The organism is Streptomyces sp. NPDC058001, assembly GCF_042886315.1.
Lineage (GTDB): Bacteria > Actinomycetota > Actinomycetes > Streptomycetales > Streptomycetaceae > Streptomyces.
This window is the reverse complement of the sequence record NZ_JBHVQT010000020.1, coordinates 42,108-64,342: the sequence shown is the minus strand read 5'-3', so window position 1 is coordinate 64,342 and position 22,235 is coordinate 42,108. Positions and strand designations below refer to the sequence as shown.

The window sequence follows — 22,235 nt, the reverse complement described above, 5'->3', positions numbered from 1 at the left end:
GTGCCCGGCGAAGCCCTGGAGCCACATGGCCCGATATCACCGCATTTCATGGCCATTAAGCAGAATCTCCGTGGTGTCAGGGGATTGGCCTACAGAGGTTGACGCGGGTGGCCCACGACGCCCGGCGGCTCACCCGTTCGCCGCGTGCCGCCGTCCGGGCCGACCCGGTTGACCAGGGCGAACGGCCACCGGACGGCGGTGGCCGGCACAGAAGGAGGTCGACATGCGGGTACGTGATGTCGTGACGGTGGCGCTGGCGCCGATTCTGCTGGGAGCGGTGGCGTCCGCCCTGGTCGCGGCGGGGCCTGCGGTGGCCGTGGGACCGGATGTGGAGCGGGAGCCGGTGCGTCTGGTCGTCGCCGACATCGAGAAGACCGGCGCGGCGACGATCGCGACGCGGCCGACGGCGGACGGCGGGACCCTGGTGACGGCCGATGTCACCAAGCTGACGGACCGGCGCGGATGTGTGGTGCTCCAGGCCGACGACGGCACCGCGCCCGGGACCTGGCAGTCACCGCGCGGGCAGGTGCTCGGCATGCAGTGCGGCACCAAGGGGACGACGACCCGGATGTCCGGCGAGACGGCACACCGCCAACTGCGGCTGCGCTGGCTCCCGGCGGACGGGAACTCCAACACCTGGGTCAGCTCGCCGGTACCCGAAGGGGCCACCACAAGCTGACCCCCGGCACCCGGCGAGCGGGGCGGAGGCCGTCACGGTCTCCGCCCCGCTCGGTCGTACGGGCGCCGGTCGTACGGGCGCCGGTCGTACGGGACGGGTCAGACGCCCGGCACCGTGTCCTCGAACGTCGTGCCCGCCGAGCGGTAGGCGCCGATCTTCGCGGTGACCTGCGCGGGCGTGAGGACCTGGTCCTTGACGTGCAGGACATAGTCGACCTGCTGGTCGTACGCGCGCGGCGTGGTGCTGGTCTGGCCCGCGAGGTCGATCAGCCACTGGTTGAAGTTGATGGACATCGGACGCTCCGGCAGATACGCGGCGTCATGGGTGCCGAAGAGCTGTCCGTCGACGTAGTACTTGATGGTGCTGTTGTCGATGGTGAGCACGAGGTCGTGCCATCCGGCGTAGCTCTGGCGGGACTCGGTGTGCTGGTTGACCGCCTGCCACGGGTCCGGGTTGTACGTCTCCCAGGACGTCGTGTAGAGGATGTTCGACGACTCGCCCCAGCCGCCGTTGGGGAGGTACTCGAAGTCGTACTCGGAGTAGTCGTCGGCCATCGGGGCCTTGAGGTCGTTGATGGTGAAGAACGTCTGCACCAGGTGGTCGCCGTCCGGGCCCGACTTCGGGGCGTCGTTGAACTTCACGCGGGCCGCGTAGGTGCCGTTCTTGAACTTCATCGCCTTGGTGAGCACTTCGGTCTGCTTGGTGCTCGCGCCGGTGCCCGCCGTCGAGGTCTCCATGTTCATGATGGAGTTGCCGCCGGTGGTGGCGAAGGTGACGTTCTCCGGGGCCCAGGTGGCGCCGGGCACCCCGGGGCCGCCGGAGTTGGAGCGCACGCTCCAGCCGTGCGCCGAGATCGCCGGGTCGCCCGAGTTGCTGTAGTTGAAGTCGTCGAACAGGGTGGCGCCGCCGGTGGGCGGGTCGGTCGGGGGGTCGGTGGGCGGGTCGGTCGGTGTGTTGCCCTCGGGTGCGGTGCCCCACACCTGGCTGCCGGAGAGCAGGGCGGTGACCTTCGACCAGTCCGCGTACGACGTCTGGTTGGCGCCGAAGGAGTAGTCGTCGCTCTGCCGCAGGGTCTGCCAGTCGGCGCGGTGGAAGCGGAGTTGCATGTCCCCGGTGTCGGCGCCCGGGGCGAGGGAGCCGGCGCCCGAGGTGAAGGCGATCTCCAGATAGCGGTCGGCGGTGGCGGTCGGGTGGGCGAGGGTGCCGAAGGTGCCGGTGATGTTGGCGCAGCCCTTGACCGCCCAGGAACAGGCGAAGCGGTAGTCGGTGCTCGCCGAGTCGGCCTTGAAGTAGTAACGGACCTTGACGTTCGCGAGCGGTACCGCCGCGGCACTGGTGTTGCGGACCTTCAGCCAGGGCTCCGACTGGTCGGCCGTGGCGCCGGACGCGCTGGTGCGGTACTGGACGGCGAGGCCGTCCGCGGCGGCGTTCGCGGTGCCCGGGAGCGCCGCGAGTCCCGCGGCGCCCAGGGTCACCGCGACGGCGGTGGCGACCGCGGTGCGCAGCCTGCTCGGGGGGATCCTGCTCATGATGCTTCCTCTCCGGAACGGTGGGATGGACGGTGACGGACGCCGAGTGCGTCGAGTCGGTCCGTGTGGGGGCCGAGTCGTGCCAGGAAGTCGGACCAGTCCGTGGGACCGGTCCAGGTCCGGTCGGCGAGTGCGCACAACCGGGGGTAGGTGAGGTATTCGACGTGGGCGGGCGTGCTGACGAACTCGGTCCAGAGCTGGGCCTGGGCGCCGAGCACCTGCGCGGACGCCGTGGTCCGGAGGTCGTCCGCGACCGGGTCATGGGCGTGGACGGCCCGCAGGTCGACGACGGCTCCGGGCTGGGCGGGGGGCTCGCCGGGGTCGTCGGACTGGGCGTAGTCGAGATAGGTGGCGCGGTAGTGGGCGCTGACGACGGCGTGGCCGCGGCGGACGGCGCGCAGCGCGTGGGCGGGTTCGCGCCAGGTGATGACGGTGAAGTCGTCGGGCAGTTCGCCGCCGCTCTCGGCCCAGCCGGTGGGACGCCGGCCGTGCGCGGTGAGGAAGGCGCCGATCCGGCCGAGGAACCAGCCGTGCAGCGCCTCGGGGTTCGGGAGTCCTTCGGCGGCGGCCCGTGCGCGGGCGGCCGGGCTCCGGGTCCACTCGGTGGTCGGGCACTCGTCGCCGCCGACGTGGATGTACGGGGACGGGAACACGTCCATGACCTCGCCGAGCACGGTGGTGCAGAAGTCGAGTACATGGTCCCGGTGGACCGCGAGGACGGTGTCGCACACGCCCCACCGGGTCCATACGTCGAGTTGACGGTCGGGGTTCGAGCCGAGTTCGGGGTAGGCGGCGAGGGCGGCGCGTACATGGCCCGGCATCTCTATCTCCGGCATGACGGTGACGCCACGGGCCTGGGCGTAGGCGACCAGGTCGACGAGTTCGGCGCGCGTGTAGGAGCCGCCGTGCGGGATGCCGTCGTAGGTGTCGCTGCCGGCCGGGCCGACCATCGACTCGGCCCGGTGCCCGCCGATCTCGGTGAGCCGGGGGTAGGCGGCGACGGGCATGCGCCAGCCCTGGTCGTCGGTGAGATGGAGGTGGAGCACGTTCAGCTTGTGCAGCGCGAGCAGGTCGACGTACCGGCGCAGGAAGGAGACCGGCTGGAAGTGCCGGGCGACGTCGAGCATCGCGCCGCGCCACGGGTGGCGGGGTATGTCGGTGATCTCGGCGCACGGCACCTGCCAGCGGCCGGGGCGCCGGGGGCGGTCGGACAGGGCTTCGGGGGGCAGGAGTTGACGGATCGTCTGGACACCGCGCAGCAGTCCGGTGGGGTGTCCGGCCCGCAGGAGGACGGCGTGCGGCCCGACGGTGAGTCCGTAGCCCTCCTCGCCGAGACCGCTGAGCTGGGCATCGAGGGCGAACACCACCTGTCCTTCCGGGGACGGGCGCAGGGGCAGCCCTGTCGCCGGGGCGAGGAGGGTGCGCAGCAGGTCGGCGGCGGGTTCGGCGCCCGGGTCGACGCGGAGGGTGGTGGTGCGGTCGAAGGTGAAGTGACCGGAGCGAAAGGCCGCCTTGGTGGGGCGGGGTACGAGGGCGGGTTCGGGTCGGTGTGCGGGCACAGGTCGGCCTCCGTGACGGGTCGCGTGCGGTTCGGCCCGGGGGGTCCGTGGTCGTCAGCCCTTGACGGCGCCGGCGGCGAAGCCGGCGGTCACATGGCGCTGGAGCAGCAGGAACACCACCAGGGCCGGAAGGGCGAAGAGGGTGGAGGCGGCCATGGTGGCGCCCCAGTCGGTGCCGAAGGTGTTCTGGAAGGACGACAGCCACACGGGCAGCGTCCGGTTGTCCTGCTGTTTGATGATGAGGAAGTTGGCGTAGGCGAACTCGTTCCAGGCGGTGATGTAGCCGAACAGCGAGGTCGCCATGAGGCCAGGGGCGAGCAGGGGGAACGCGATGTGCCGGAAGGCGCCGAGCCGGGTGCAGCCGTCGACCTGCGCGGACTCCTCCAGTTCGGGCGGAATGGTGGCGATGAAGCCGCGCAGCACCACGATGGTGAACGGCAGCGTGATCATGAAGTAGACCAGGGTCAGCGTCGGCAGCCGGTCGAGCATGTCGGTGTCCCTGGAGATGATGTAGATCGGGATGATCAGGGACTCCCAGGGCGCCATCTGCGCGATGAAGACCATCAGCATGAACTGCCGCCGGCCCCTCCAGCGCATCCGGGCGACGGCGAAGGCGGCGCCGAGCGCGACGAGCAGCGCGAGGAGGACCGCGCTGAGGGTGACGAGGACGCTGTTGCGCCAGAACAGTCCGAAGCCGTCGGCGTCCACGGCTCTGCGGAAGTGGTCGAGGGTCCAGGTCTGTGGCACGAGTCGGGGGCTGTCGGACTGGATGTCGCGGGACGGCTTGAAGGATGTGGAGATCATCCAGTAGACGGGGAAGAGACAGACGACGACCGTGACGACGGCGGCGGCGTTCAGCGGAAGTCGGCGCAGACGGTGGCGGATCGGCTTCATCGCTGCTCGGCCTCCTGGCGGAACATCTGGCGGAAGTAGAGGACCAGCACGCCGGACATCAGGACGACGGTGACCATGGACGCGGCGGAGCCCAGGTCGTAGCGCTGGCCGGAGAGGGCCGTCTGGACCGCGTACACGGGCAGGATGGTGGTGGCGTCGCCGGGACCGCCGCGGGTCATCACCCAGATCTGTACGAACGCCTTGAAGGTCCAGATGACTTCGAGCGACAGGACGAGCATGAAGATCGGCCGGACCATCGGGAATGTGATCGAGCGGAAGATCCGGGTGCCGCCCGCGCCGTCGAGCCGCGCCGACTCGTACAGCTCGGCGGGCACGGTGGTCAGGGCCGAGTAGATCGTGACGGCGGCGAACGGCACCGACTGCCAGACGATCAGGAGGACCAGGATGGCGAAGGCGGCCGGACCGTGCGCGAACCATGGATAGCGGTCGAAGGACTCCAGGCCGAGGCCGGTCAGCGCCTTGTTGACGATGCCGAACTCGGAGTGGAACAGCCACTGGAAGACCGTGGTCGCCGCCACCACGGGCATCGCCCAGGCCAGGACGAGGGCGCTGAGGACGACGGTACGGCCGACCCTGCGCAGGCGTTCGATCATCAGGGCGACCAGGGTGGACAGCGCCATGATCAGGACCACGTTGATCGCCATGAAGAGGAACGTGCGGCGGACGACCTCCCAGAAGCGCGGGTCGGACAGCAGGGTCCGGTAGTTGTCCAGGCCGACGAACTCCGCCTTGCCGAGGACCAGTTCCCGCAGTCCGAACCGCTGGAGCGAGATCACCACGGCGCGGACCAGCGGGTAGACGAGCAGATAGAGCATGCCGAGGACGGCGGGTGCGATCAGGAGGTACGGCCAGGGGGTGCGGCCGTCGGTCGTCGCCGTGCGTCGGGGTCCCTCGGCGCCCGGGGAGCGCCGGGGCGGGCGGTGGCTGAGGGGGCGGGGCGCGGTCCGCTCGCGGATGACCGACACGGCGCTCCTCCTTCCGGGGTTTCGGGGACGGGGCTTCGGGGACCGGGTTTCGGGGATCGGGTTTCGGGTCGCCCGGGGTGTCCGGTCAGGAACCCGTCTTCATGGCCCGGGTGATGTCGGCGGACGCCTTGGCCGCCTCCGCCTGGGCGTCGCCCCCGGTGAGTACGGCGGTCAGGTAGTCCTTGATGGGGTTCTCGGCCTCGACGGCGGCCCAGCCCGGGGTGTTGGGCGTGGCGTGTCCGTTGGCCGCTCCCACGGCCATGGCGGCGGCGCCCGGGTTGGAGGCGACGGCGTCGGCTAGCGTCGTCCGGTTGGGGACGTAGCTCATGGCGAGGGCGAGCTTCTTCTGCCAGGTCTCACCGGTGAGTTCCTTGATGAAGGTGAGCGCGGCGTCGTGGTGCTTGGCGACGGTGGGCACGACGAGGTCGGAGCCGCCGGTGAAGACGGCGCCCGGTGTGCCGGCGGTCTTGCCCGGGATCGGGAAGAAGCCCAGCTTGTCCTTGAGGTCGGGGTTGTTCTGCGCGATCAGGTTCGCGCCGCCCGGCGCGGAGATGATCTGCGCGACCTGCCCCTTGGCCATCACCTCTCCCTGCGGGGGCTGGGCCTCGTCGGAGTCCTTGGGTCCCTTGCCGAGCGCCTGGAGCTTCTTGTAGAACTCGACGCCGCGGATCGCCTCGGGGGTGTCGAGGGCTCCCTTCCAGGTGCCGCCGGACTCGGTGGCGAGGTCACCGCCCTCGTCCCAGATGAAGCCGGACAGGGCGTACCAGTTCTGGCCCGGCAGATAAATACCCTGTGTGGCACCCTTGTTGAGCTTCCGAGTCGCCGCGATCCACTGGTCACGGGTCTTGATGGCGCTCGCGTCCACGCCGGCCTTCTCGAAGAGGTCGGTGCGGTAGACGACGACGCGGTTGGCCGCGTAGTACGGGATGCCGTACTGCTTGCCCTCGTAGGACCCCGGCTCGGCGAGGCCCTTCAGCCAGTTCTCGCCGTCGAGTTCGGCGACCTTGTCGCTGAGGTCGAGCAGGCCGCCGCTCTGCGCGAACTGGGCGACCTGGGTGTTGCCGGCCTCGATGACATCGGGTGCGTCATTGCTGGCCAGGGCCGCCGTGACCTTCTGTCCGATGCCGTCCCACTCCTGGATCTGCACCTTGACGCGGATGTCGGGGTGCGCGTCCTCGAAGCCCCGTACGAACTCCTTCTGGAACGCGTCCGAGACGCTGTCGCGCATCAGCCAGACGTCGATGGTGGTCTTCCCGCCCTCGCCGTCGCCGGCCGCGCCGGACGAGGAGTCGGAGGAACTACAGGCACTGAGTCCGGCGGTCATCAGGAGCACGGACACACCGGCGAGCAAGCGGAGCTTCACGGTTCACCTCGGAGAAGACAGGACCAGAGAAGACAGGACCAAACCACCTGACCAGCGCAGCCCACTGGACAGCTCACCTCTTGATGGTCGTTGAAGGTGGCATAGACCAATGTGGGCGTCAAGACCCTCCGCCGTAAGGGATTTGACCCCGCCCGCCGGTATGGGCGCGGTGAGCCGGTGGGTGACAGCGGTTACACTTCCCCTGACCAGCAGGCCAGTTGTGGTCCACTGGCAGTCAACTGGTTATCAACTGGTAAAGAATGGTCCGGCTGGTCGGAGACATCCGTGCAAGAGGGGGCACAGCATGAACGCCGACGCACCAGGGGCGGTGCTCAAGCGGGAGCGGGTCCGCGACTTCATCCTCGAACTCATCGAGTCCCACCGCCCGGGGGACGCCATCCCGTCCGAGCGGACACTCTGCGCGCGCCTGGGCGTCTCCCGCCCGACCCTGCGCGCCGCCGTGGACGAACTGGTGGCGGCGGGCCTGCTGGTACGGGAACACGGCCGCGGCATGTTCGTGGCACCGGAGAAGATCACCCAGGAGCTGGTCTCCGGACAGCAGACGCTGAGCGTGCCCCAGGCGTCGGGGGCCTGGTCGAGCCGGCTCCTGGAGTTCACGACCATCCAGGCCGGCGCCCGCGTGGGCCGCAAACTGCGGATCTCACCGGCCGCCGACATCGTCTACGTGGCGCGGCTGCGACTGGTCGACGGCTCCCCCATGGCGATCGAGCATCTGCACATCAGGGCCGACCTGGTGCCCGAGCTGTCCGCCCAGGAGCTGGAGAACGGCGATCTGTACGAGCATCTGCGTGAGCAGCACGGTGTCCATGTGCAGGAGGCCGTGCAGGCGATCGAGCCGACCGTGGTCACCCAGGCGGAGGCCGAACTCCTCGACGTCCCCGAGCTGTCACCCGCGCTGCTCTTCGAACGGCTCACCACGGACACCGAGGGACGGCCCGTCGAGTACGTGCACTCGGTCTACCGCGGCGACCGCTACCGCATCGTGTCGCGGCTCACGCTGGGCCCGCCGGCCGCGGTGCCGGCGCCCCGGCTCGGCCATCACCCCGGTATCCCGCCGGGCGACTTCGCGCACCGGGACCCCATCGCGTCGTCCACGCACGGCGACATCCAGTCGGCGCCCTGAGGTCCGGCTTGAGGTCCGGCCTGACGTTCGAGCTGAGGTCCGATCTGAGGTCCGGCCTGCGCGGCCCCGGGGCGAGCGGTCAGTACGGTTCGGTGAGCCGGGTCCGATGAGGGATCCGGCGCCGTCCGACAGCAGCGAGGGAGAACGTCCGCCATGGCCGATTACCGCATCGAAACCGTCCGCAACGGCTACCGGAACTGGACCGCGCGCAACGACCGCGGCGCCGAGGTGCGGATCGGCGCCGACGACGACCCCGACGCGCAGCCCTCGTTCACACCCGTGGAACTGCTCCTCGCCGCGCTCGGCGGTTGCGGCGGACTCGTCGTGGACCGCACCGCGCGGGCCGTCGAGCACGACGGGCTCCGGATCGTCGTCGAGTCCAGGTCACGACCTGAGGACGACGGCCGGGTGGGGGTGCTCCGCGTAACCTATGAACTTGATCTGCCCGAGGGCGACGAAACGGCCGCGAAGGTTTTCGAGCGCGGGGTGCGCCTGACCCATGAGAAGTACTGCACCGTCAGCCGGACGGTGGAGCACGGCGCCAGGGTCGAGGCCGTACTCCCGGACGGGACGGTCGCCTTCGCGGCAGGCTGACCAGCGCGGCCCCGGGGGGACCGGCCGCCGCTCCACTCCAGCACCGGGGGGATCACGTGGACGCCGAGCACGACGGCCGGAACGGCGGCCGGCACAACGGCCGGGACGGCGACGGCGACAAGGGCGACAGCCGGGAGGGGCCCGACCGGATCCCCGACGAACAACCAGCGTGGCGGCTGCTGTTCGGCTATGCCCGGCCGCACCGCTGGGCGCTGCTCGCGGGCGCCCTGCTGGCCCTGGTCACGGGGGCGACCGGCCTCGCGCTGCCGCTGGTGGCGCGGTCCCTGATCGAGAACCTGTCCAAGGACGAGGCGATCACGGGCCCGCTGATATTGATGTCGGTCCTCGTCGTGCTGAACGCGGCGATCGGCTCCCTCGGCGGCTATGTCCTGCGCCGCACCGCCGAGTCGGTGGTGCTCGGCGCCCGCCGCACGCTCACCTCGTATCTGCTGCGGCTGCGCATCACCGCCGTCGACCGCAGTGAACCGGGCGATCTGATGGCCCGGGTCACCTCGGACACGACCCTGCTGCGCGGGGTCACCACCGACACCCTGGTCGGCCTCGGCACCGGTGGGCTCACGCTGGTCGCGACGCTGGTCATGATGGGCTGGACCGACCTGGTCCTGCTCGGGGTCACGGCCGCCGTGATCGCCGCGGCCGGCGCGGTCGTCGGCGTCATCGTGCCCCACATCAACAAGGCGACCCGCAGCGCCCAGGAGTCGGTCGGCCGGATGGGGACGTCCCTGGAGCGAGTGCTCGGGGCCCTGCGCACCGTCAAGGCGTCGGGTGCCGAGCACCGCGAGGAGCGGGCGGTGCACGCGGCGGCCGAGGAGTCCTGGCGGCAGAGCGTACGGGCCGCCAAGTGGGAGGCGCTGGCCGGGAACACCGCAGGTCTGTCCATGCAGGTCGCGTTCATCACGGTCCTCGCGGTGGGCGGCGCCCGGGTCGCGACGGGCGCCATAGGCATCGGCACCCTGGTCGCCTTCCTGCTGTACGTGTTCTATCTGATGTCACCGATCCAGCAGGTCGTCGGCGCGGTCACGCAGTACCAGGCGGGGGCGGCGGCGATCGCCCGTATCCAGGAGGCCCAGCGGCTGCCCGTGGAGCCCCCGGCGGAGCCCGCCGCACTGCCCGAGCAGGCCGCCGAACCCTTGTCGCTCGCCTTCGACGCCGTCCACTTCGGCTACGCGGACGGTCTGCCGCCGGTGCACCACGGGGTGACGTTCACGGTGCCCGCGCGCGGCATGACAGCGTTCGTCGGCCCTTCGGGCGCGGGCAAGACGACCGTGTTCTCGCTCATCGAGCGGTTCTACGAGCCGACGGCGGGACGCATCGTGGTCGACGGCAGGGATCTGCGGGACTGGGACGTCTCCCGACTGCGCGCGGCGATCGGCTACGTGGAGCAGGACGCGCCCGTACTCTCGGGCACGCTCCGCGACAACCTGCTGCTCGGCAACCCGTCGGCGGACGAAACGGAGCTGCGGCACGTGCTCCGGACGACCCGGCTCGACGGGCTGGTGGAACGCCTCCCCGACGGTCTCGAAACGCTCGTCGGACATCGCGGAACCAAACTCTCCGGCGGTGAGCGGCAGCGCGTCGCGATCGCCCGCGCGCTGCTGCGACGTCCCCGGCTGCTGCTCCTGGACGAGGCCACCAGCCAGCTCGACGCCGTCAACGAGGCGGCGCTGCGCGACACCGTCGCCGATGTCGCGCGCGACACGACGGTCCTCGTCGTCGCCCACCGCCTGTCCACGGTCACCCTCGCGGACCGCATCGTCGTCATGGACACGGGCCGGGTACGGGCGGTGGGCACGCACGGCGAACTGGTCGCCGGCGACGAGCTGTACGCGGAGCTGGCGACGACCCAGTTCCTGGCGGCGGCCGACCCGGCGCCCAGCACCTGACGGGGGTGCCGGGGCCGGAACGGTCCGTCGTCGGAGCGCGTCGTCAGTCGGTCCAGGTCCAGTCCTCGACCTCCGGCAGATCCGTGCCGTGCTCGCGGATCCAGGCGTGGTGCCGGGTATGCACGTCGGCCATCGCCTGGCGCAGGGCGACCGCGCGCACACCGAGCCCGGGGACCCGGTCGATGACGTCCATGACCAGGCGGTACCGGTCGAGGTCGTTACGGACGACCATGTCGAACGGCGTGGTCGTCGTGCCCTCCTCCTTGTAGCCCCGCACATGGAGATGCGCGTGCCCCGCCCGCCGGTAGGCGAGCCGGTGGATCAGCCACGGATAGCCGTGGTACGCGAAGATCACCGGCTTGTCCCGGGTGAACAGGGCGTCGTACTCGAAGTCGGTCATGCCGTGCGGGTGTTCCTCGTGAGGCATCAGCCGGGCCATGTCGACGACGTTGACGACCCGTACCGCCAGCTCGGGGAGGTTGCGCCGGAGCAAAGCGGCGGCGGCGAGGATCTCCTGGGTGGGGACGTCGCCCGCGCAGGCGAGCACCACGTCGGGTTCCGCGCTGCCGTCCTCGGTGCCCGCCCACTCCCAGACCCCGGCGCCCCGGGCGCAGTGCGCGCGGGCCTCGTCCATGGTGAGCCAGTCGAAGGAGGGCTGCTTGCCCGCCACGATCACATTGACGTAGTCACGGCTGCGCAGGGCGTGGTCGGCGACCGACAGGAGGGTGTTGGCGTCCGGCGGCAGATAGACGCGGACGACCTCCGGGCTCTTGTTGAGGACGTGGTCCACGAAGCCCGGGTCCTGGTGCGAGAAGCCGTTGTGGTCCTGACGCCAGACGTGCGAGGTCAGCAGATAGTTCAGGGAGGCGATCGGACGGCGCCAGGCCAGACGCCGCGAGGTCCTGAGCCACTTGATGTGCTGGTTGACCATCGAGTCGACGATGTGCGCGAACGCCTCGTAGCTGGAGAAGAGCCCGTGCCTGCCGGTGAGGAGGTAGCCCTCCAGCCAGCCCTGGCAGAGGTGCTCCGACAGCACTTCCATGACCCGCCCGTCGCGGGCCAGGTTCTCATCCGTGGACAGGAAGTCGGCCTCCCACGCCTTGGCGGTGACCTCGTACACCGCGTCCAGCCGGTTGGACGCCGTCTCGTCGGGGCCGACGAGCCGGAAGTCACGGCGCTCCGCGGTGTCCTTCATGATCCCGGTGAGCAGCCCGCCGAGTACCCGGGTCGGTTCGTGCAGGCTCGTGCCCCGTTTGTCGACGGGGACGGCGTACCGGTCGAGCGAGGGGATCGGCAGATCGCGCAGGAGCAGTCCGCCGTTGGCGTGCGGGCTCGCGCCGAGCCTGCGGTCGCCCTCGGGTACACAGGCGAGCACCTGGCCGCGCGGCCGTCCCACCGAGTCGAAGAGTTCCTCGGGGCGGTACGAGCGCAGCCACTCCGCCAGCTGCCGCAGATGCTCGGGGTTGTCCCGGACCCCGGACAGCGGAACCTGATGGGCCCGCCAGGTGTTCTCGACGGGCAGCCCGTCGACCTCGGCGGGACCCGTCCAGCCCTTCGGGGTACGCAGCACGATCATGGGCCAGCGGGGGCGCTCGGTGGCGCCGCCGCCCCTGGCCTGGCGCTGGATGACGGCGATGCGGTCGAGCGCCGTGTCCAGGGCGGTGGCCATCGCGTGGTGCACGGCCATCGGGTCGTCGCCCGTGACGTGCAGCGGCTCGTGTCCGTAGCCGCGCAGCAGGTCGTCGAGTTCCGCGTCGCCGATACGGGCCAGGACGGTCGGGTTGGCGATCTTGTAGCCGTTGAGATGGAGGACCGGCAGGACGGCTCCGTCGCGCACCGGGTCCAGGAACTTGTTGGAGTGCCAGGACGTGGCGAGCGGTCCGGTCTCCGCCTCGCCGTCGCCGATCACACAGGTCACGAGGAGGTCGGGGTTGTCGAGAGCGGCCCCGTAGGCGTGCGCCAGGGAGTAGCCGAGTTCGCCGCCCTCGTGGATCGAGCCGGGGGTCTCCGGGGCGACATGGCTGGGTACGCCGCCGGGGAACGAGAACTGCTGGAACAGCCGCCCCATGCCCTCCGCGTCCCGGGTGACATCGGGATAGGTCTCGGTGTACGTGCCTTCCAGCCAGGAGTTGGCGAGGACCGCCGGTCCCCCGTGCCCCGGGCCCCAGACGCAGAGGGCGTCGAGGTCACGGTCACGGATGGCGCGGTTGAGATGCGTGTGTACGAGGTTGAGGCCGGGTGAGGTGCCCCAGTGGCCGAGCAGACGGGGTTTGATGTGCTCGGGCCGCAGTGGTTCGGTGAGCAGCGGGTTGGCCATGAGATAGATCTGACCGACGGCGAGATAGTTGGCCGCGCGCCAGTGCGCGTCCAGGGCTGTCGCCTCGGTGTCGGTGAGAGTGGTCGGAGCCGGGGGGACGTCCGGCATGGGGCCTCATCTCCTGGGTGCGTCGGCTGTCGTCCTTGCTTCGTGCCGTGCTTGTTCGCTTCGTGCCGTGCTTGCTCGTGCCCTGCTTGGTTTCCGTGCTTGGTTTCCGTGCTTGGTTTCCGTGCTTCGTTTCCGTGCTTGCAGTCCTGCTCGGCGTGCGGCGGCGCACACCTGCCTCGACCCTGGCGTGACGGGGCGGCCCGCGCAACGCGGACAGGGGGGCTCATACCGTGAGCACACCTTCTCGCCCGCCGGGTGCGACACCCCTGGGGCCGGAGGGGTCCCTGAGCACGGATGTGCCGTGGCGATCGCTCCTCCGGCCGCCTCGGGTCGCCGCCGCGCGCCCCACGCGTCAGCCTGGAGGTGAGGCCCCCGCCCCGGATCCGGAGGCTCAGAGAGGGATGATCCATCGTGAACAAGACGGCACATCCCGCGGCCGAGGTCGTGGTGGAGCTGAGTGACTGTTCCAAGGACGACGCGGGCCAGGTCTTCCGGGTATTGCGGTCGGTGTTCGTCTGCGACCGCGCGGCCGAGGACGCCCCCCGGGACGTGGTCGGCGGACGCCCGTCGATCTGGGCGGCGACCTTCGACACGACCGCCATCCAGGGGGCTCCCGCCGCGACGGCGCTGGCCGCCACGGTGACGGCCGAGGTCCAGGGCGGCTACCAGGCCGTCGACCGGCTGCGCGCGGCCCTCTCCGCCGCGTTCACCGTCGCCGAGGAGGGCATGGCGGCGGGCGACCAGGAGAAGGACGTACAGCTGCGGCTGAAGAGCGGATGAGCGCGGGGCGTGAGGGGGCGCGGGAGCGTAGGGGGAGCGGGAGGAGCAGGGGGGCGGAGGGCTGGGGTAGAGCGGCCGAGGTCGAGGGGCCGGGGCAAGGGGGATGTGAGGGCGACAGGGGGCAGGTCGCGGCAGCGGGCCGCAGTCGTCCCAGGTGGGACCCATGACATCGATGAGTCGGCCACCCATGTCGATCGCGAATGTTCCGCTCCCCCGCCGTCCGGCACACCGGAACCCCCGCCTCCCCTCGCCTTGGCGCGCCCCGGGCGCACCTCGCACGCCCCTCAACTGCGTTCTTCCGCTTGACCCTTGACGTGTTCGCGTCCGCCTGTATGGTCTAGTCCAAGTAGCAATCCCCTTCCGGATGCACGCGGTTGATCGCGTCTGCACACACTGACGCACCGCGCACCCGCGCGCCTCTCGGCCCCCACCCTTGAGTGGCCGACCTGTTCGTACCGGGGTCCCCACAACTCCCGTACGCCCGCAGGGAAGCCAGGAGTGAAGGAGAGTTCATGCACGCCAGGAAGAAGACGGCCGCGATCATCGGCGCCGCACTGGCCCCGGTCCTCGCCATCGGCCTGCCGACGGGTTCCGCGAGTGCCCACGGGTACATCTCCACACCGCCCAGCCGGCAGGCGCAGTGCGCCGCGGGCACGGTCAACTGTGGCGACATCAAGTACGAGCCGCAGAGCGTGGAAGGCCCCAAGGGGCTGACGAGTTGCAGCGGCGGCAACTCCCGGTTCGCCGAACTGGACGACGACGGCAAGGGCTGGGCCGTCACACCGGTGAGCCGTTCGACGCAGTTCCAGTGGAAGTTGACGGCCCGTCATGCCACCAGTACCTGGCAGTACTACGCCGGTGGCCAGAAGATCGCGGAGTTCAACGACAACGGCGCGCAACCGGGTGCGACCGTCACCCATCAGGTGGACTTCGGCGGGCCGCTCGGCACGCAGAAGGTCCTCGCGGTGTGGAACATCGCGGACACCGTGAACGCCTTCTACGCCTGCGTCGATGTGAACGTCGGCGGCTGACCGACCTCCTGCGCGGGCCCGCCCACCCCCCCACCGGGCGGGCCCGTCCCCGGCGTGGATCCAGGCGGAAACCTGACCTGCTGTGCGGGGCGGGAAGTGAGAGGGTACGCGGGTCGGATCGGTCGAGAGTTCTCACGAGGTGGCGCGATGGTCAAGGGTGCGATGGTCCAGGCGGCGGCCGGAGTGCATCTGGTGCACGGCGGGGACACGAACTGGGTCGTCATCGCCGAGGGGGACGCCGTCACCCTGGTCGACACCGGCTACCCCGCCGACCGGCAGCGGCTGCTCGACTCGCTGGCGGCGCTCGGCCACCGCCCCGAGGCGGTGACGGCGGTACTGATCACGCACGCGCACAACGACCACATCGGCTCGGCGCAGTACCTGAGCGGTACATACGGCACGCCTGTCCATCTGCACGAGGCCGAAGTGCCGCACGCGCGCCGTGAGTTCCTTCACCAGGTGTCCTCCGCCCAAGTGCTGGCCAACGCCTGGCGGCCGGGTGTGCTCCCGTGGGCGGTGCACGCGCTGCGCTCCGGCGGTACCGCGCACGTCCCGGTGGCCGATCCGCGCCCCTTCCCCACCGCCGGTGCGCTGGACCTGCCGGGCCGGCCCGTACCGGTGCACACGCCCGGCCACACCGGCGGCCACTGCGTGTACCACCTGCCCGAGTCCGGCCTGGTGATCTCGGGGGACGCCCTGACCAGTGGCCATCCGACGTCCCGGCTGCGTGGTCCGCAGTTGCTGCCGCCGATGTTCGACACCGACCGCGCGCGCACCCTGGCGTCGCTGGCGGTCCTGGAGAAACTCTCCGCCGACGTGCTGCTGCCGGGCCACGGCCCCGTGCACCACGGCCCGGTCGCGGAAGCGGCTCGCCGGGCCCGTGAATTGGCGTCCTGAACGACGGCGAACGAACCGAAAAGGCGGGTGCCGCTCGGTTTCCACGGGAGCTGGGTGCCGGACCACGGGTGAGGGAACGCCGACGTGCCGTCCCCTCACCCGCACCAAATGACCCGACGGCTCAGGGCGCCCCGCGGTGCTGCACCGTGATCGGGTCGAAGGTGACCCGGGTCGTCGATCCGTCGTCGGCCCACCGGACCTCGACGGCGTCCTCGCCCGCCGCGAGACTCGCCCCGCTCACCGCGTCGGCCAGGGGCGCCGCGTCCGGTTCACCGGTGAGCACGGCCAGCGCCGCGAACACCGTGGTGCCCTCGGCGTCGGCGGTGAGACCCGGTACGAGGGCCCAGCGGGTGAACGCCGTTCCCTGCGGAGCCCGCGTGGTCGTCGTGTCCGTCCAGCCGATGAGCGCGTGCAGCCCGGACACCAGATCCTCGTCGGGCCCGGTCGCCCAGCCGGTCTGGTGGACCCGGGCCCCCGGCGGTGCGCCGACGACGCGGTGCGCCCGTACCTCGTAGCGGCCCCGGACCACGGTGACGCTCTCGACGCGCAGGCCCGGCACCATCGGCGGTCCGGACGGGAACACGGGCCGGTGCCAGGACGCGGCCCAGGCCCAGCCCGCTCCCTGGCCCGCGCCCAGCGGACGGATCCGGCGGCGCGTACTGCGCACCCCGCCGACCTCTACGGAGAGCTGGTTGTCGGCGATGTTCTCGCCGGACGTGGGTCCGGTCCGGGTGGAGTAGGCGTGTCGGCCGTAGTGCGGGTCGTCCTGCGAGGCCGACTCCCCCTCCTGCGGCCGGACATGGTCACTGCCGTGGTTGTGCAGCCGTACGATCCCGTCCGCCCGGGTCGACTGCGCGAGGAACCCCGGCACGGGCATCGCCGCGGCACGGTCCGCGTCCTCGCTCGGCGCGGGTTCCTCGGTCGCCGTCCACAGCGGATGACCGGCCGGGGCGAGCAGGGACACGAACGCCTTGGACGCCCAGTACGGGGACGCCGGGCCGGAGTAGCGCTGGAGCGTCGGCGGGTGCGGGCCGTGCCAGCCAAGGCTCAGCAGCCCGTCGGGGCCCACGGACCCACGGTCGAGGAAGTGCCGGAGGGTGCCGCTGACGAGCCGCCGTGAGGTGCCGGGCGTGAGCGGGGTGTGGCCGGTCACGGCGCCGAGGCCCACGGCCGCGCCTGCGGCGAAACGGTAGGTGAGGGAGCGGCCGAAGTGGATCGGCGCGCCGTCCGCGCCGAAGAGCGGCGCGAAGTCCGTCAGATGGGCACGGAGGCGGGGTCCGAAGCGGTCGGCCAGAGCGGTGTCCTGGGCGAGGTGGGCGTCGAGCGTCGGATAGAGGTGCAGGGCCCAGCCGTTGTAGTGGTCGAAGGCCCGGCCGTCGCCGTCGCTGTACCAGCCATCGCCCAGGTACCAGCCTTCCATGAGGTCGAGGGCGCGTTCCCGGGCGCGGGCGGTCTCGTCGTCGCCGCGGCCGACGGACTCCAGGAAGCCGGCGACGGTGAAGGGGAACAGGTACCAGTTGTTGGGCGAGGGGCTGTGCCGGAGCGCGCCGCGCAGCCACTGTTCGGCGCGGTCCTGTGTCTCGGCGGGGAGCCGGTCCCACAGCCAGGGCGCGGTGAGCCGCAGTCCGAGCGCGACGGACGCGGACTCCACCATGGGCTGGCCGTGGCTGTCGTGACCGAGGATGTGCGGCCAGGACTCGGTGTCGTCTCGGCCGGGGGTGCGGGTGCCCGCGGTGAGCCCTTCGGCGTACCGGTCGAGCCAGCCGTGCGGGTCCTTGCCGTCGGCTCCGGCGACGCGGAAGGCGGCGGTGAGGAAGGTGCGCGCGTATCCCTCCAGGCCGTCGGAGCGGACACCGGACTGCGAGGGGCGGCCCGGCAGGTCGAGGAGGGCGCCGCCCGGCGTGGCCCAGGCCCAGGCCGCCCGCAGCAGCCCGTCGGCGACGGCTTCCCAGTGCTCGCGGGTGTATCCGGTACGGGGGCTCAGTTCCCGGTTCTCGGCGGGGAGTTCGAAGGGAACGCTCATGCCGCTCGTACCGCTGATGCCGCTGATGGCGCTCATGCCGTGAAGGCCAGCCTTTCGCGTCGTACGGGGTGGGCGAATCCGTCGCCCGCGGCCCATCGGGTGACCTCGCCGATCGCGAGGTCCGCCAGGCGGCGCCACTCGTTGCCCTGGGAGCCTGCGAGATGGGGGGTGATGAGCACGGTGTCGCAGTCCCACAGGGGGTGTTCGGGGGGCAGCACCTCGGGGTCCGTGACATCGAGGACGGCCCGGATCCGGCGCGCCGTGACGAGGTCGGTGAGGGCGTCCTGGTCGACGACGGCGCCGCGTGCGGTGTTGAGGAGGACCGCGTCGTCGCGCATGGAGGTCAGCAGGTCGCGGCTGACGAGACCCTGTGTCTCGGGCAGCAGCGGGGTGTGGACGCTGACGATGTCGCTCGCGGTGAAGAGTTCCGCGAGCCCGACCGGGCGGACACCGAGCGCGGCGGCTTCCTCCGGGGTGACGTAGGGGTCGTGGAGCAGGATCTCCAGGTCGTACGGGCGGAGCAGGTCGATCACGCGTCGGCCGATCAGGGACGCGGAGAGGATGCCGACGGTGCGGCCGTAGTTGCCGACGGCGTTCGAGATGGCCAGGGGGTCGGCGCGGTGGCGCGCGGCGCGGTAGTCGCGGGCCTGTTCGAGGGCCCGCTTGCCGGACAGCAGGATCATGGCGACGGTGTACTCGGCGACGGGCAGCGCGTTGGCGGCGGCGGCCGACGACACCTCGATGCCGCGGTCCCAGCAGGCGTCGGTGATGTGGTGGCGTACCGAGCCCGCGGTGTGCGCGACGGCCCGCAGACGGGGTGCGGCGGCGAGTGCGGCGGCGTCGAGGGGCGGGCAGCCCCAGCCCGTCACGAGCAGATCGGTGTCCGCGAGGATCTCGCGGGCCCTGGGCGTGCTGAAGTCGTCGAGGGCGGGCAGGGGCGGCAGGTCGCAGATCTGCGCGAGTGCCGCGAGGGACGCCGGGTCGAGGATGGCCGCGGCGGCCTGCGATGACATGGCGACGGCCGCACGGGGGCGGCCGTTCGGTGCGGTGTGCATGTGGCTTCAAGAACTCCTTACTTGACGGCGCCCGCGGTGAGTCCGGAGCGCCAGAACCGCTGAAGCAGCACAAAGGCGAGGATCAGCGGCAGCACGGCGAGCAGCGAGCCCGTGATGACGACGGGGTAGTACTCGGGTGAGACGGTGGCGGAACTGTTCCAGCTGTAGAGGCCGAGACTGACGGGATAGAGGTGCTGGTCGGAGAGCATCACCATCGGGAGGAAGAAGTTGTTCCAGATGGAGGTGAGCTGGAAGAGGAAGACAGTGACGAGTCCGGGCCCGAGCATGCGCAGGGAGACCCGCGCATAGGTGGTGAGTTCACCGGCGCCGTCCACGCGGGCGGCTTCGAGGACCTCGTCGGGCACGTATCCCTGGCTGAAGATGCGTCCGAGATAGACGCCGAAGGGGTTGAACAGGACGGGCACGAACACCGCCCAGAAGGTGTTCACCAGGCCGGTACCGGACGCCATCAGGTACAGGGGCAGCGCGAGCACGGTCTGCGGGACCATCACCGCGGCGAGGACCAGACAGACGACCATGTTGTAGCCGAGGTTGCTCCACAGGGCGATGTTCACGATGGACGGCAGGACCGTGTGCAGGCCACTGAAGACCCGGCCCTCGAAGGTGGTCAGGCCGAGCGCCTGCGGCAGCAGTTTCGCCTTCAGCCGGTCGGGTACGAGGGCGGTGATGTCGCGGGCGACGCCGTCGATGGCGTAGCCGGGGACCTGGGGGTACTCCAGGGTGGCCACATCGGGTGCGTTGCCCGCGCGGGCGGCGTTGCTGAGCTTCGCGTAACCGCCCTGGTCGCCGCCGGGGATCTGGTTGAAGTCGACCTGGACGCGGTCGTGGGTGCGGTTGAACTCGTCCACCACCTGCTGGCTGCCGCGCAGGGCGGACCAGAAGGTGAGGCGCGTGGTTCTCCCCGTGCCCACGGATCCGCCGCTGCCGCCGCAGGCGCTCAGGGCGCCGGTCAGCGGAAGCGCGGCGCATGCGGCGAGCAGGGATCGACGGCTCGGTCGACCGGACATGGTGCCTCCCGCGGCTCCTGTTCGAGACACGGGAATCCTGATCGGCTGACCGGACTGGGTCAAGAGATCGATCAGAAGTAAATCAAAGCGGTCAAACGCTCACTGTGAATACGGGACCGATGGCACGGTGGGCGACACCGTGGGTGGTTGGGACGAGCCACGGACCTTCAGCTCGGGCAACAGCTCGATCCTGCGCACCGGTTCGGCCGCTCCCCCGGCGTCCATCCGGCGGAGGAGCAGTTCGGCGGCGGCCCGGCCGACCTCGGCCTTGGGCGGCGCGACGGCGGTCAGCGGGGTGCTGCTGAATCCGGCGACCGTGTCGTCGTACGCGACCACCGAGCAGTCCTGCGGCACCCGTACCCCGCTGTCAGCGAGGCGCTGGACGAGCAGCACCGCGTCCTCGTCGTTGTGCAGGACGGCGGCGGTGGCGCGCCGTTCGCGCAGGACGGCGGCGAGGTCGAGCGGGGGTGGGGCGGTGCGGCCGGTCCCCGGGTCGGGCTCGGCGCCCGCGTCCGGGGAACTGAGGAGCACGGTCGCGTCCTCGACGTCGGGCCGCTCGGCCGCGATCCGGGCGAAGGCGACCCGGATGGCGCGCGCGGTGGGGCTGTCGTCGCGGGCGGTGAGGACGATCCTGCGGTGCCCGAGCGAGACGAGGTGTTCGACGGCGAGATGGACGCCGTAGCCGTGGTCGGAGCAGACGGAGTCGGTGGCGTGCAGCGCGCTGCCCGGCCGGGGGCGCCGTTCCATGATCACCGTCGGTACGCCGATCGCGGCGAGCCAGGCGTAGTCGGCCTCCTCGCTGGCCGCGCTGCGCCAGCGCGGGGCGATCAGCAGACCGCTCGCGCCACCCGCCAGCGCCTTCTCCACGATGAGGCGTTCGGTGCCCGGAGCCTTCGGCGCGATGTGCAGGGCGATGTGCACCCCCGCTTCCTCCAGGACCGTGCGGGCGCCGTGCAACGTCTCATACAGGTACGAGTGCCGCTCGGGGACGACGAGGGCCACGGCGCCGATGCCACGGCCGGGCTCGCCGGGCCCCGGAGCGGTCTCGGCCGTGATGACGGGCCGCGCCACGCCGTGGCCGCGCCGCAGTCTGCCCGCGCGCGCCAGGTCCTCGACATCACGGCGGACGGTGACCACCGAGACCTCCAGCTCGGCGGCGAGGTCGCTCACCCGGACCGGCCCCCGCGACTCCACGACGGACAGGATCCGCCGGCGCCTCTGTTCGATCGGCTCCCGCATTCGGGATCGCCCCCTTGGCCGTACCGCCTCGGATGTTCGTTTGAACGCTTGACCGGAAGCATAACGATCGGCGGCCCCGGCCGTACCCGAACCCCTCGGCCGTGCGCTTCGATGGGTCCATGACCGACGCGACCGAACACAGCGAGCCGTGGGGATCCGACGTCCAGGGCATGATGCTCGCCAACGAGGCCAACTGGGACGCCCGCACCCCGGTCCATCTCGCCAGCCGGTTCTACGGGCTCGACGCCTCGCCCGACCCGGCCCGCTGGTTCGCCCCCTTCGAATGGGAGGACCTGGGCGACCTCGCCGGGCAGGACGTGCTGCACCTCCAGTGCCATCTCGGCACCGAGACCCTCGCCTTCGCCCGGCGCGGGGCCCGCGCCACCGGACTCGACCTGTCCGGTGCCTCGGTCGCCGCGGCCACCGGTATCGCCGAGCGGGACGGCGCGGACATCTCCTATGTCCGGGCGAACGTGTACGACGCCGTGGAAGCGCTGGACGGCCGCCGCTTCGACATCGTCTACACCGGCAAGGGGGCCCTGTGCTACCTCCCCGACCTGGACCGCTGGGCGCATACGATCGCGCGGCTGCTGCGCCCCGGCGGCCGGCTCTATCTGGTCGAGTTCCATCCGCTGCTCAACGCGCTCGGCCCTAAGCCCGGCGACGGCGAGGGGCCCGAACTCCTGCTGCGGCACGACTACTTGGGCGGTCGCGGCGCCCTGCGCAAGGCGTCGTCGTCCACGTACACGGACGGGCCTGCCGTCGAGGGGGCGACCGAGAGTTTCGAGTGGGCGCACGGTCTCGACGAGGTGGTCACCGCGGTCGTCGGGGCGGGGCTGCGGGTGGAGCGGCTGCGGGAGTGCGACGAACTCCCCTGGCCGCGCTGGCCCGGTATGACCCCCACACCGTCCGGCTGGTGGCGGCTCCCGGAGACGGCGCCGCGCATCCCGCATCTGTACGCCCTGCTCGCCTCGCGCTGACCCGTTTCGCTCTGACCCGTTTCGCGCCGACACGTCTCCGGCCGACACGTCTCCGGCCGACCCGTTTCGCGCCGAACCGGGTCCGCACCCCGGCGAGTTGGCCGAACTCGGTGCCGATACGATCT

Annotated in this window: 18 protein-coding genes; 8 read left to right on the top strand and 10 right to left on the bottom strand. The window is 71.2% G+C overall.

The window, feature by feature from the left end; genetic code table 11:
- Window positions 1–223 precede the first annotated feature (223 nt).
- Complete coding sequence (locus tag ACFVT5_RS38670; protein ID WP_389898168.1) at window positions 224–679, top strand: hypothetical protein; 456 nt, start codon at window positions 224–226, stop codon at window positions 677–679.
- Window positions 680–777: 98 nt separating this feature from the next.
- On the opposite strand, the gene ACFVT5_RS38665 is transcribed toward ACFVT5_RS38670, so the two are convergent.
- The 5 genes from ACFVT5_RS38665 to ACFVT5_RS38645 form a co-directional block, all read right to left on the bottom strand.
- Complete coding sequence (locus ACFVT5_RS38665; protein ID WP_389898165.1) at window positions 778–2,208, bottom strand: cellulose binding domain-containing protein; 1,431 nt, start codon at window positions 2,206–2,208, stop codon at window positions 778–780.
- Window positions 2,205–3,767, bottom strand: a complete 1,563-nt coding sequence (locus tag ACFVT5_RS38660; protein WP_389898163.1) for a beta-N-acetylhexosaminidase — start codon at window positions 3,765–3,767, stop codon at window positions 2,205–2,207. Before ACFVT5_RS38660 ends, ACFVT5_RS38665 begins: the two co-directional genes overlap by 4 nt.
- A 54-nt stretch (window positions 3,768–3,821) precedes the next feature.
- The gene (locus ACFVT5_RS38655; RefSeq protein ID WP_389898160.1) at window positions 3,822–4,661 is read right to left on the bottom strand and encodes a carbohydrate ABC transporter permease; all 840 of its coding nucleotides are present in this window, start codon (window positions 4,659–4,661) and stop codon (window positions 3,822–3,824) included.
- Window positions 4,658–5,647: a carbohydrate ABC transporter permease gene (locus tag ACFVT5_RS38650; RefSeq protein ID WP_389898158.1), complete on the bottom strand. Its 990-nt coding sequence runs from the start codon at window positions 5,645–5,647 to the stop codon at window positions 4,658–4,660. Before ACFVT5_RS38650 ends, ACFVT5_RS38655 begins: the two co-directional genes overlap by 4 nt.
- An 85-nt stretch (window positions 5,648–5,732) precedes the next feature.
- Complete coding sequence (locus ACFVT5_RS38645; RefSeq protein WP_389898156.1) at window positions 5,733–7,010, bottom strand: extracellular solute-binding protein; 1,278 nt, start codon at window positions 7,008–7,010, stop codon at window positions 5,733–5,735.
- A gap of 304 nt (window positions 7,011–7,314) precedes the next feature.
- On the opposite strand from ACFVT5_RS38645, the gene ACFVT5_RS38640 reads away from it, so the two are divergent.
- The 3 genes from ACFVT5_RS38640 (at window position 7,315) to ACFVT5_RS38630 (ending at window position 10,652) form a co-directional block, all read left to right on the top strand.
- Window positions 7,315–8,154, top strand: a complete 840-nt coding sequence (locus ACFVT5_RS38640) for a GntR family transcriptional regulator (RefSeq protein ID WP_389898154.1) — start codon at window positions 7,315–7,317, stop codon at window positions 8,152–8,154.
- A gap of 153 nt (window positions 8,155–8,307) precedes the next feature.
- Window positions 8,308–8,748, top strand: a complete 441-nt coding sequence (locus ACFVT5_RS38635; protein ID WP_389898152.1) for an OsmC family protein — start codon at window positions 8,308–8,310, stop codon at window positions 8,746–8,748.
- 149 nt (window positions 8,749–8,897) lie between these two features.
- Window positions 8,898–10,652: an ABC transporter ATP-binding protein gene (locus ACFVT5_RS38630; RefSeq protein ID WP_389898382.1), complete on the top strand. Its 1,755-nt coding sequence runs from the start codon at window positions 8,898–8,900 to the stop codon at window positions 10,650–10,652.
- A 43-nt stretch (window positions 10,653–10,695) separates the two neighbouring features.
- Here ACFVT5_RS38630 and ACFVT5_RS38625 read toward each other — a convergent pair whose 3' ends face one another.
- Window positions 10,696–13,077: a phosphoketolase gene (locus tag ACFVT5_RS38625; RefSeq protein ID WP_389898150.1), complete on the bottom strand. Its 2,382-nt coding sequence runs from the start codon at window positions 13,075–13,077 to the stop codon at window positions 10,696–10,698.
- Between the two features lie 411 nt (window positions 13,078–13,488).
- On the opposite strand from ACFVT5_RS38625, the gene ACFVT5_RS38620 reads away from it, so the two are divergent.
- The 3 genes from ACFVT5_RS38620 (at window position 13,489) to ACFVT5_RS38610 (ending at window position 15,785) form a co-directional block, all read left to right on the top strand.
- A complete protein-coding gene (locus ACFVT5_RS38620; RefSeq protein WP_389898147.1) occupies window positions 13,489–13,857 on the top strand; it encodes a hypothetical protein in 369 nt (122 codons plus the stop codon).
- 512 nt (window positions 13,858–14,369) lie between these two features.
- Window positions 14,370–14,888, top strand: a complete 519-nt coding sequence (locus tag ACFVT5_RS38615; protein ID WP_389898144.1) for a lytic polysaccharide monooxygenase auxiliary activity family 9 protein — start codon at window positions 14,370–14,372, stop codon at window positions 14,886–14,888.
- A gap of 147 nt (window positions 14,889–15,035) precedes the next feature.
- Complete coding sequence (locus ACFVT5_RS38610) at window positions 15,036–15,785, top strand: MBL fold metallo-hydrolase (RefSeq protein ID WP_389898142.1); 750 nt, start codon at window positions 15,036–15,038, stop codon at window positions 15,783–15,785.
- A gap of 121 nt (window positions 15,786–15,906) precedes the next feature.
- Here the strand turns inward: ACFVT5_RS38610 and ACFVT5_RS38605 are convergent, their stop codons facing one another.
- The 4 genes from ACFVT5_RS38605 to ACFVT5_RS38590 form a co-directional block, all read right to left on the bottom strand.
- A complete protein-coding gene (locus ACFVT5_RS38605; protein ID WP_389898380.1) occupies window positions 15,907–17,808 on the bottom strand; it encodes a DUF2264 domain-containing protein in 1,902 nt (633 codons plus the stop codon).
- Between the two features lie 32 nt (window positions 17,809–17,840).
- Window positions 17,841–18,863, bottom strand: coding sequence for a hydroxyacid dehydrogenase (locus ACFVT5_RS38600; RefSeq protein WP_389898139.1), 1,023 nt, complete (start codon window positions 18,861–18,863; stop codon window positions 17,841–17,843).
- Window positions 18,864–18,880: 17 nt separating this feature from the next.
- Window positions 18,881–19,891 (bottom strand): extracellular solute-binding protein, encoded by a 1,011-nt coding sequence (locus ACFVT5_RS38595; protein WP_389898136.1) that lies wholly within the window; start codon window positions 19,889–19,891, stop codon window positions 18,881–18,883.
- A 99-nt stretch (window positions 19,892–19,990) separates the two neighbouring features.
- The gene (locus ACFVT5_RS38590) at window positions 19,991–21,130 is read right to left on the bottom strand and encodes a substrate-binding domain-containing protein (protein ID WP_389898134.1); all 1,140 of its coding nucleotides are present in this window, start codon (window positions 21,128–21,130) and stop codon (window positions 19,991–19,993) included.
- Between the two features lie 119 nt (window positions 21,131–21,249).
- Here ACFVT5_RS38590 and ACFVT5_RS38585 point away from each other — a divergent pair, with 119 nt between their 5' ends.
- On the top strand, window positions 21,250–22,110 hold the full coding sequence (locus tag ACFVT5_RS38585; RefSeq protein ID WP_389898132.1) for a class I SAM-dependent methyltransferase: 861 nt from the start codon (window positions 21,250–21,252) through the stop codon (window positions 22,108–22,110).
- The last annotated feature ends 125 nt before the right edge of the window (window positions 22,111–22,235 follow it).

What these genes read in the sequence shown, in the direction of transcription:
- ACFVT5_RS38670 (WP_389898168.1), top strand. Translation starts at nt 224, where the DNA reads ATGCGGGTACGTGATGTCGTGACGGTGGCGCTGGCGCCGATTCTGCTG.
- ACFVT5_RS38665 (WP_389898165.1), bottom strand. Translation starts at nt 2,208, where the DNA reads ATGAGCAGGATCCCCCCGAGCAGGCTGCGCACCGCGGTCGCCACCGCC.
- ACFVT5_RS38655 (WP_389898160.1), bottom strand. Translation starts at nt 4,661, where the DNA reads ATGAAGCCGATCCGCCACCGTCTGCGCCGACTTCCGCTGAACGCCGCC.
- ACFVT5_RS38640 (WP_389898154.1), top strand. Translation starts at nt 7,315, where the DNA reads ATGAACGCCGACGCACCAGGGGCGGTGCTCAAGCGGGAGCGGGTCCGC.
- ACFVT5_RS38635 (WP_389898152.1), top strand. Translation starts at nt 8,308, where the DNA reads ATGGCCGATTACCGCATCGAAACCGTCCGCAACGGCTACCGGAACTGG.
- ACFVT5_RS38625 (WP_389898150.1), bottom strand. Translation starts at nt 13,077, where the DNA reads ATGCCGGACGTCCCCCCGGCTCCGACCACTCTCACCGACACCGAGGCG.
- ACFVT5_RS38615 (WP_389898144.1), top strand. Translation starts at nt 14,370, where the DNA reads ATGCACGCCAGGAAGAAGACGGCCGCGATCATCGGCGCCGCACTGGCC.
- ACFVT5_RS38610 (WP_389898142.1), top strand. Translation starts at nt 15,036, where the DNA reads ATGGTCAAGGGTGCGATGGTCCAGGCGGCGGCCGGAGTGCATCTGGTG.
- ACFVT5_RS38605 (WP_389898380.1), bottom strand. Translation starts at nt 17,808, where the DNA reads ATGAGCGTTCCCTTCGAACTCCCCGCCGAGAACCGGGAACTGAGCCCC.
- ACFVT5_RS38600 (WP_389898139.1), bottom strand. Translation starts at nt 18,863, where the DNA reads ATGCACACCGCACCGAACGGCCGCCCCCGTGCGGCCGTCGCCATGTCA.
- ACFVT5_RS38595 (WP_389898136.1), bottom strand. Translation starts at nt 19,891, where the DNA reads ATGTCCGGTCGACCGAGCCGTCGATCCCTGCTCGCCGCATGCGCCGCG.
- ACFVT5_RS38590 (WP_389898134.1), bottom strand. Translation starts at nt 21,130, where the DNA reads ATGCGGGAGCCGATCGAACAGAGGCGCCGGCGGATCCTGTCCGTCGTG.
- ACFVT5_RS38585 (WP_389898132.1), top strand. Translation starts at nt 21,250, where the DNA reads ATGACCGACGCGACCGAACACAGCGAGCCGTGGGGATCCGACGTCCAG.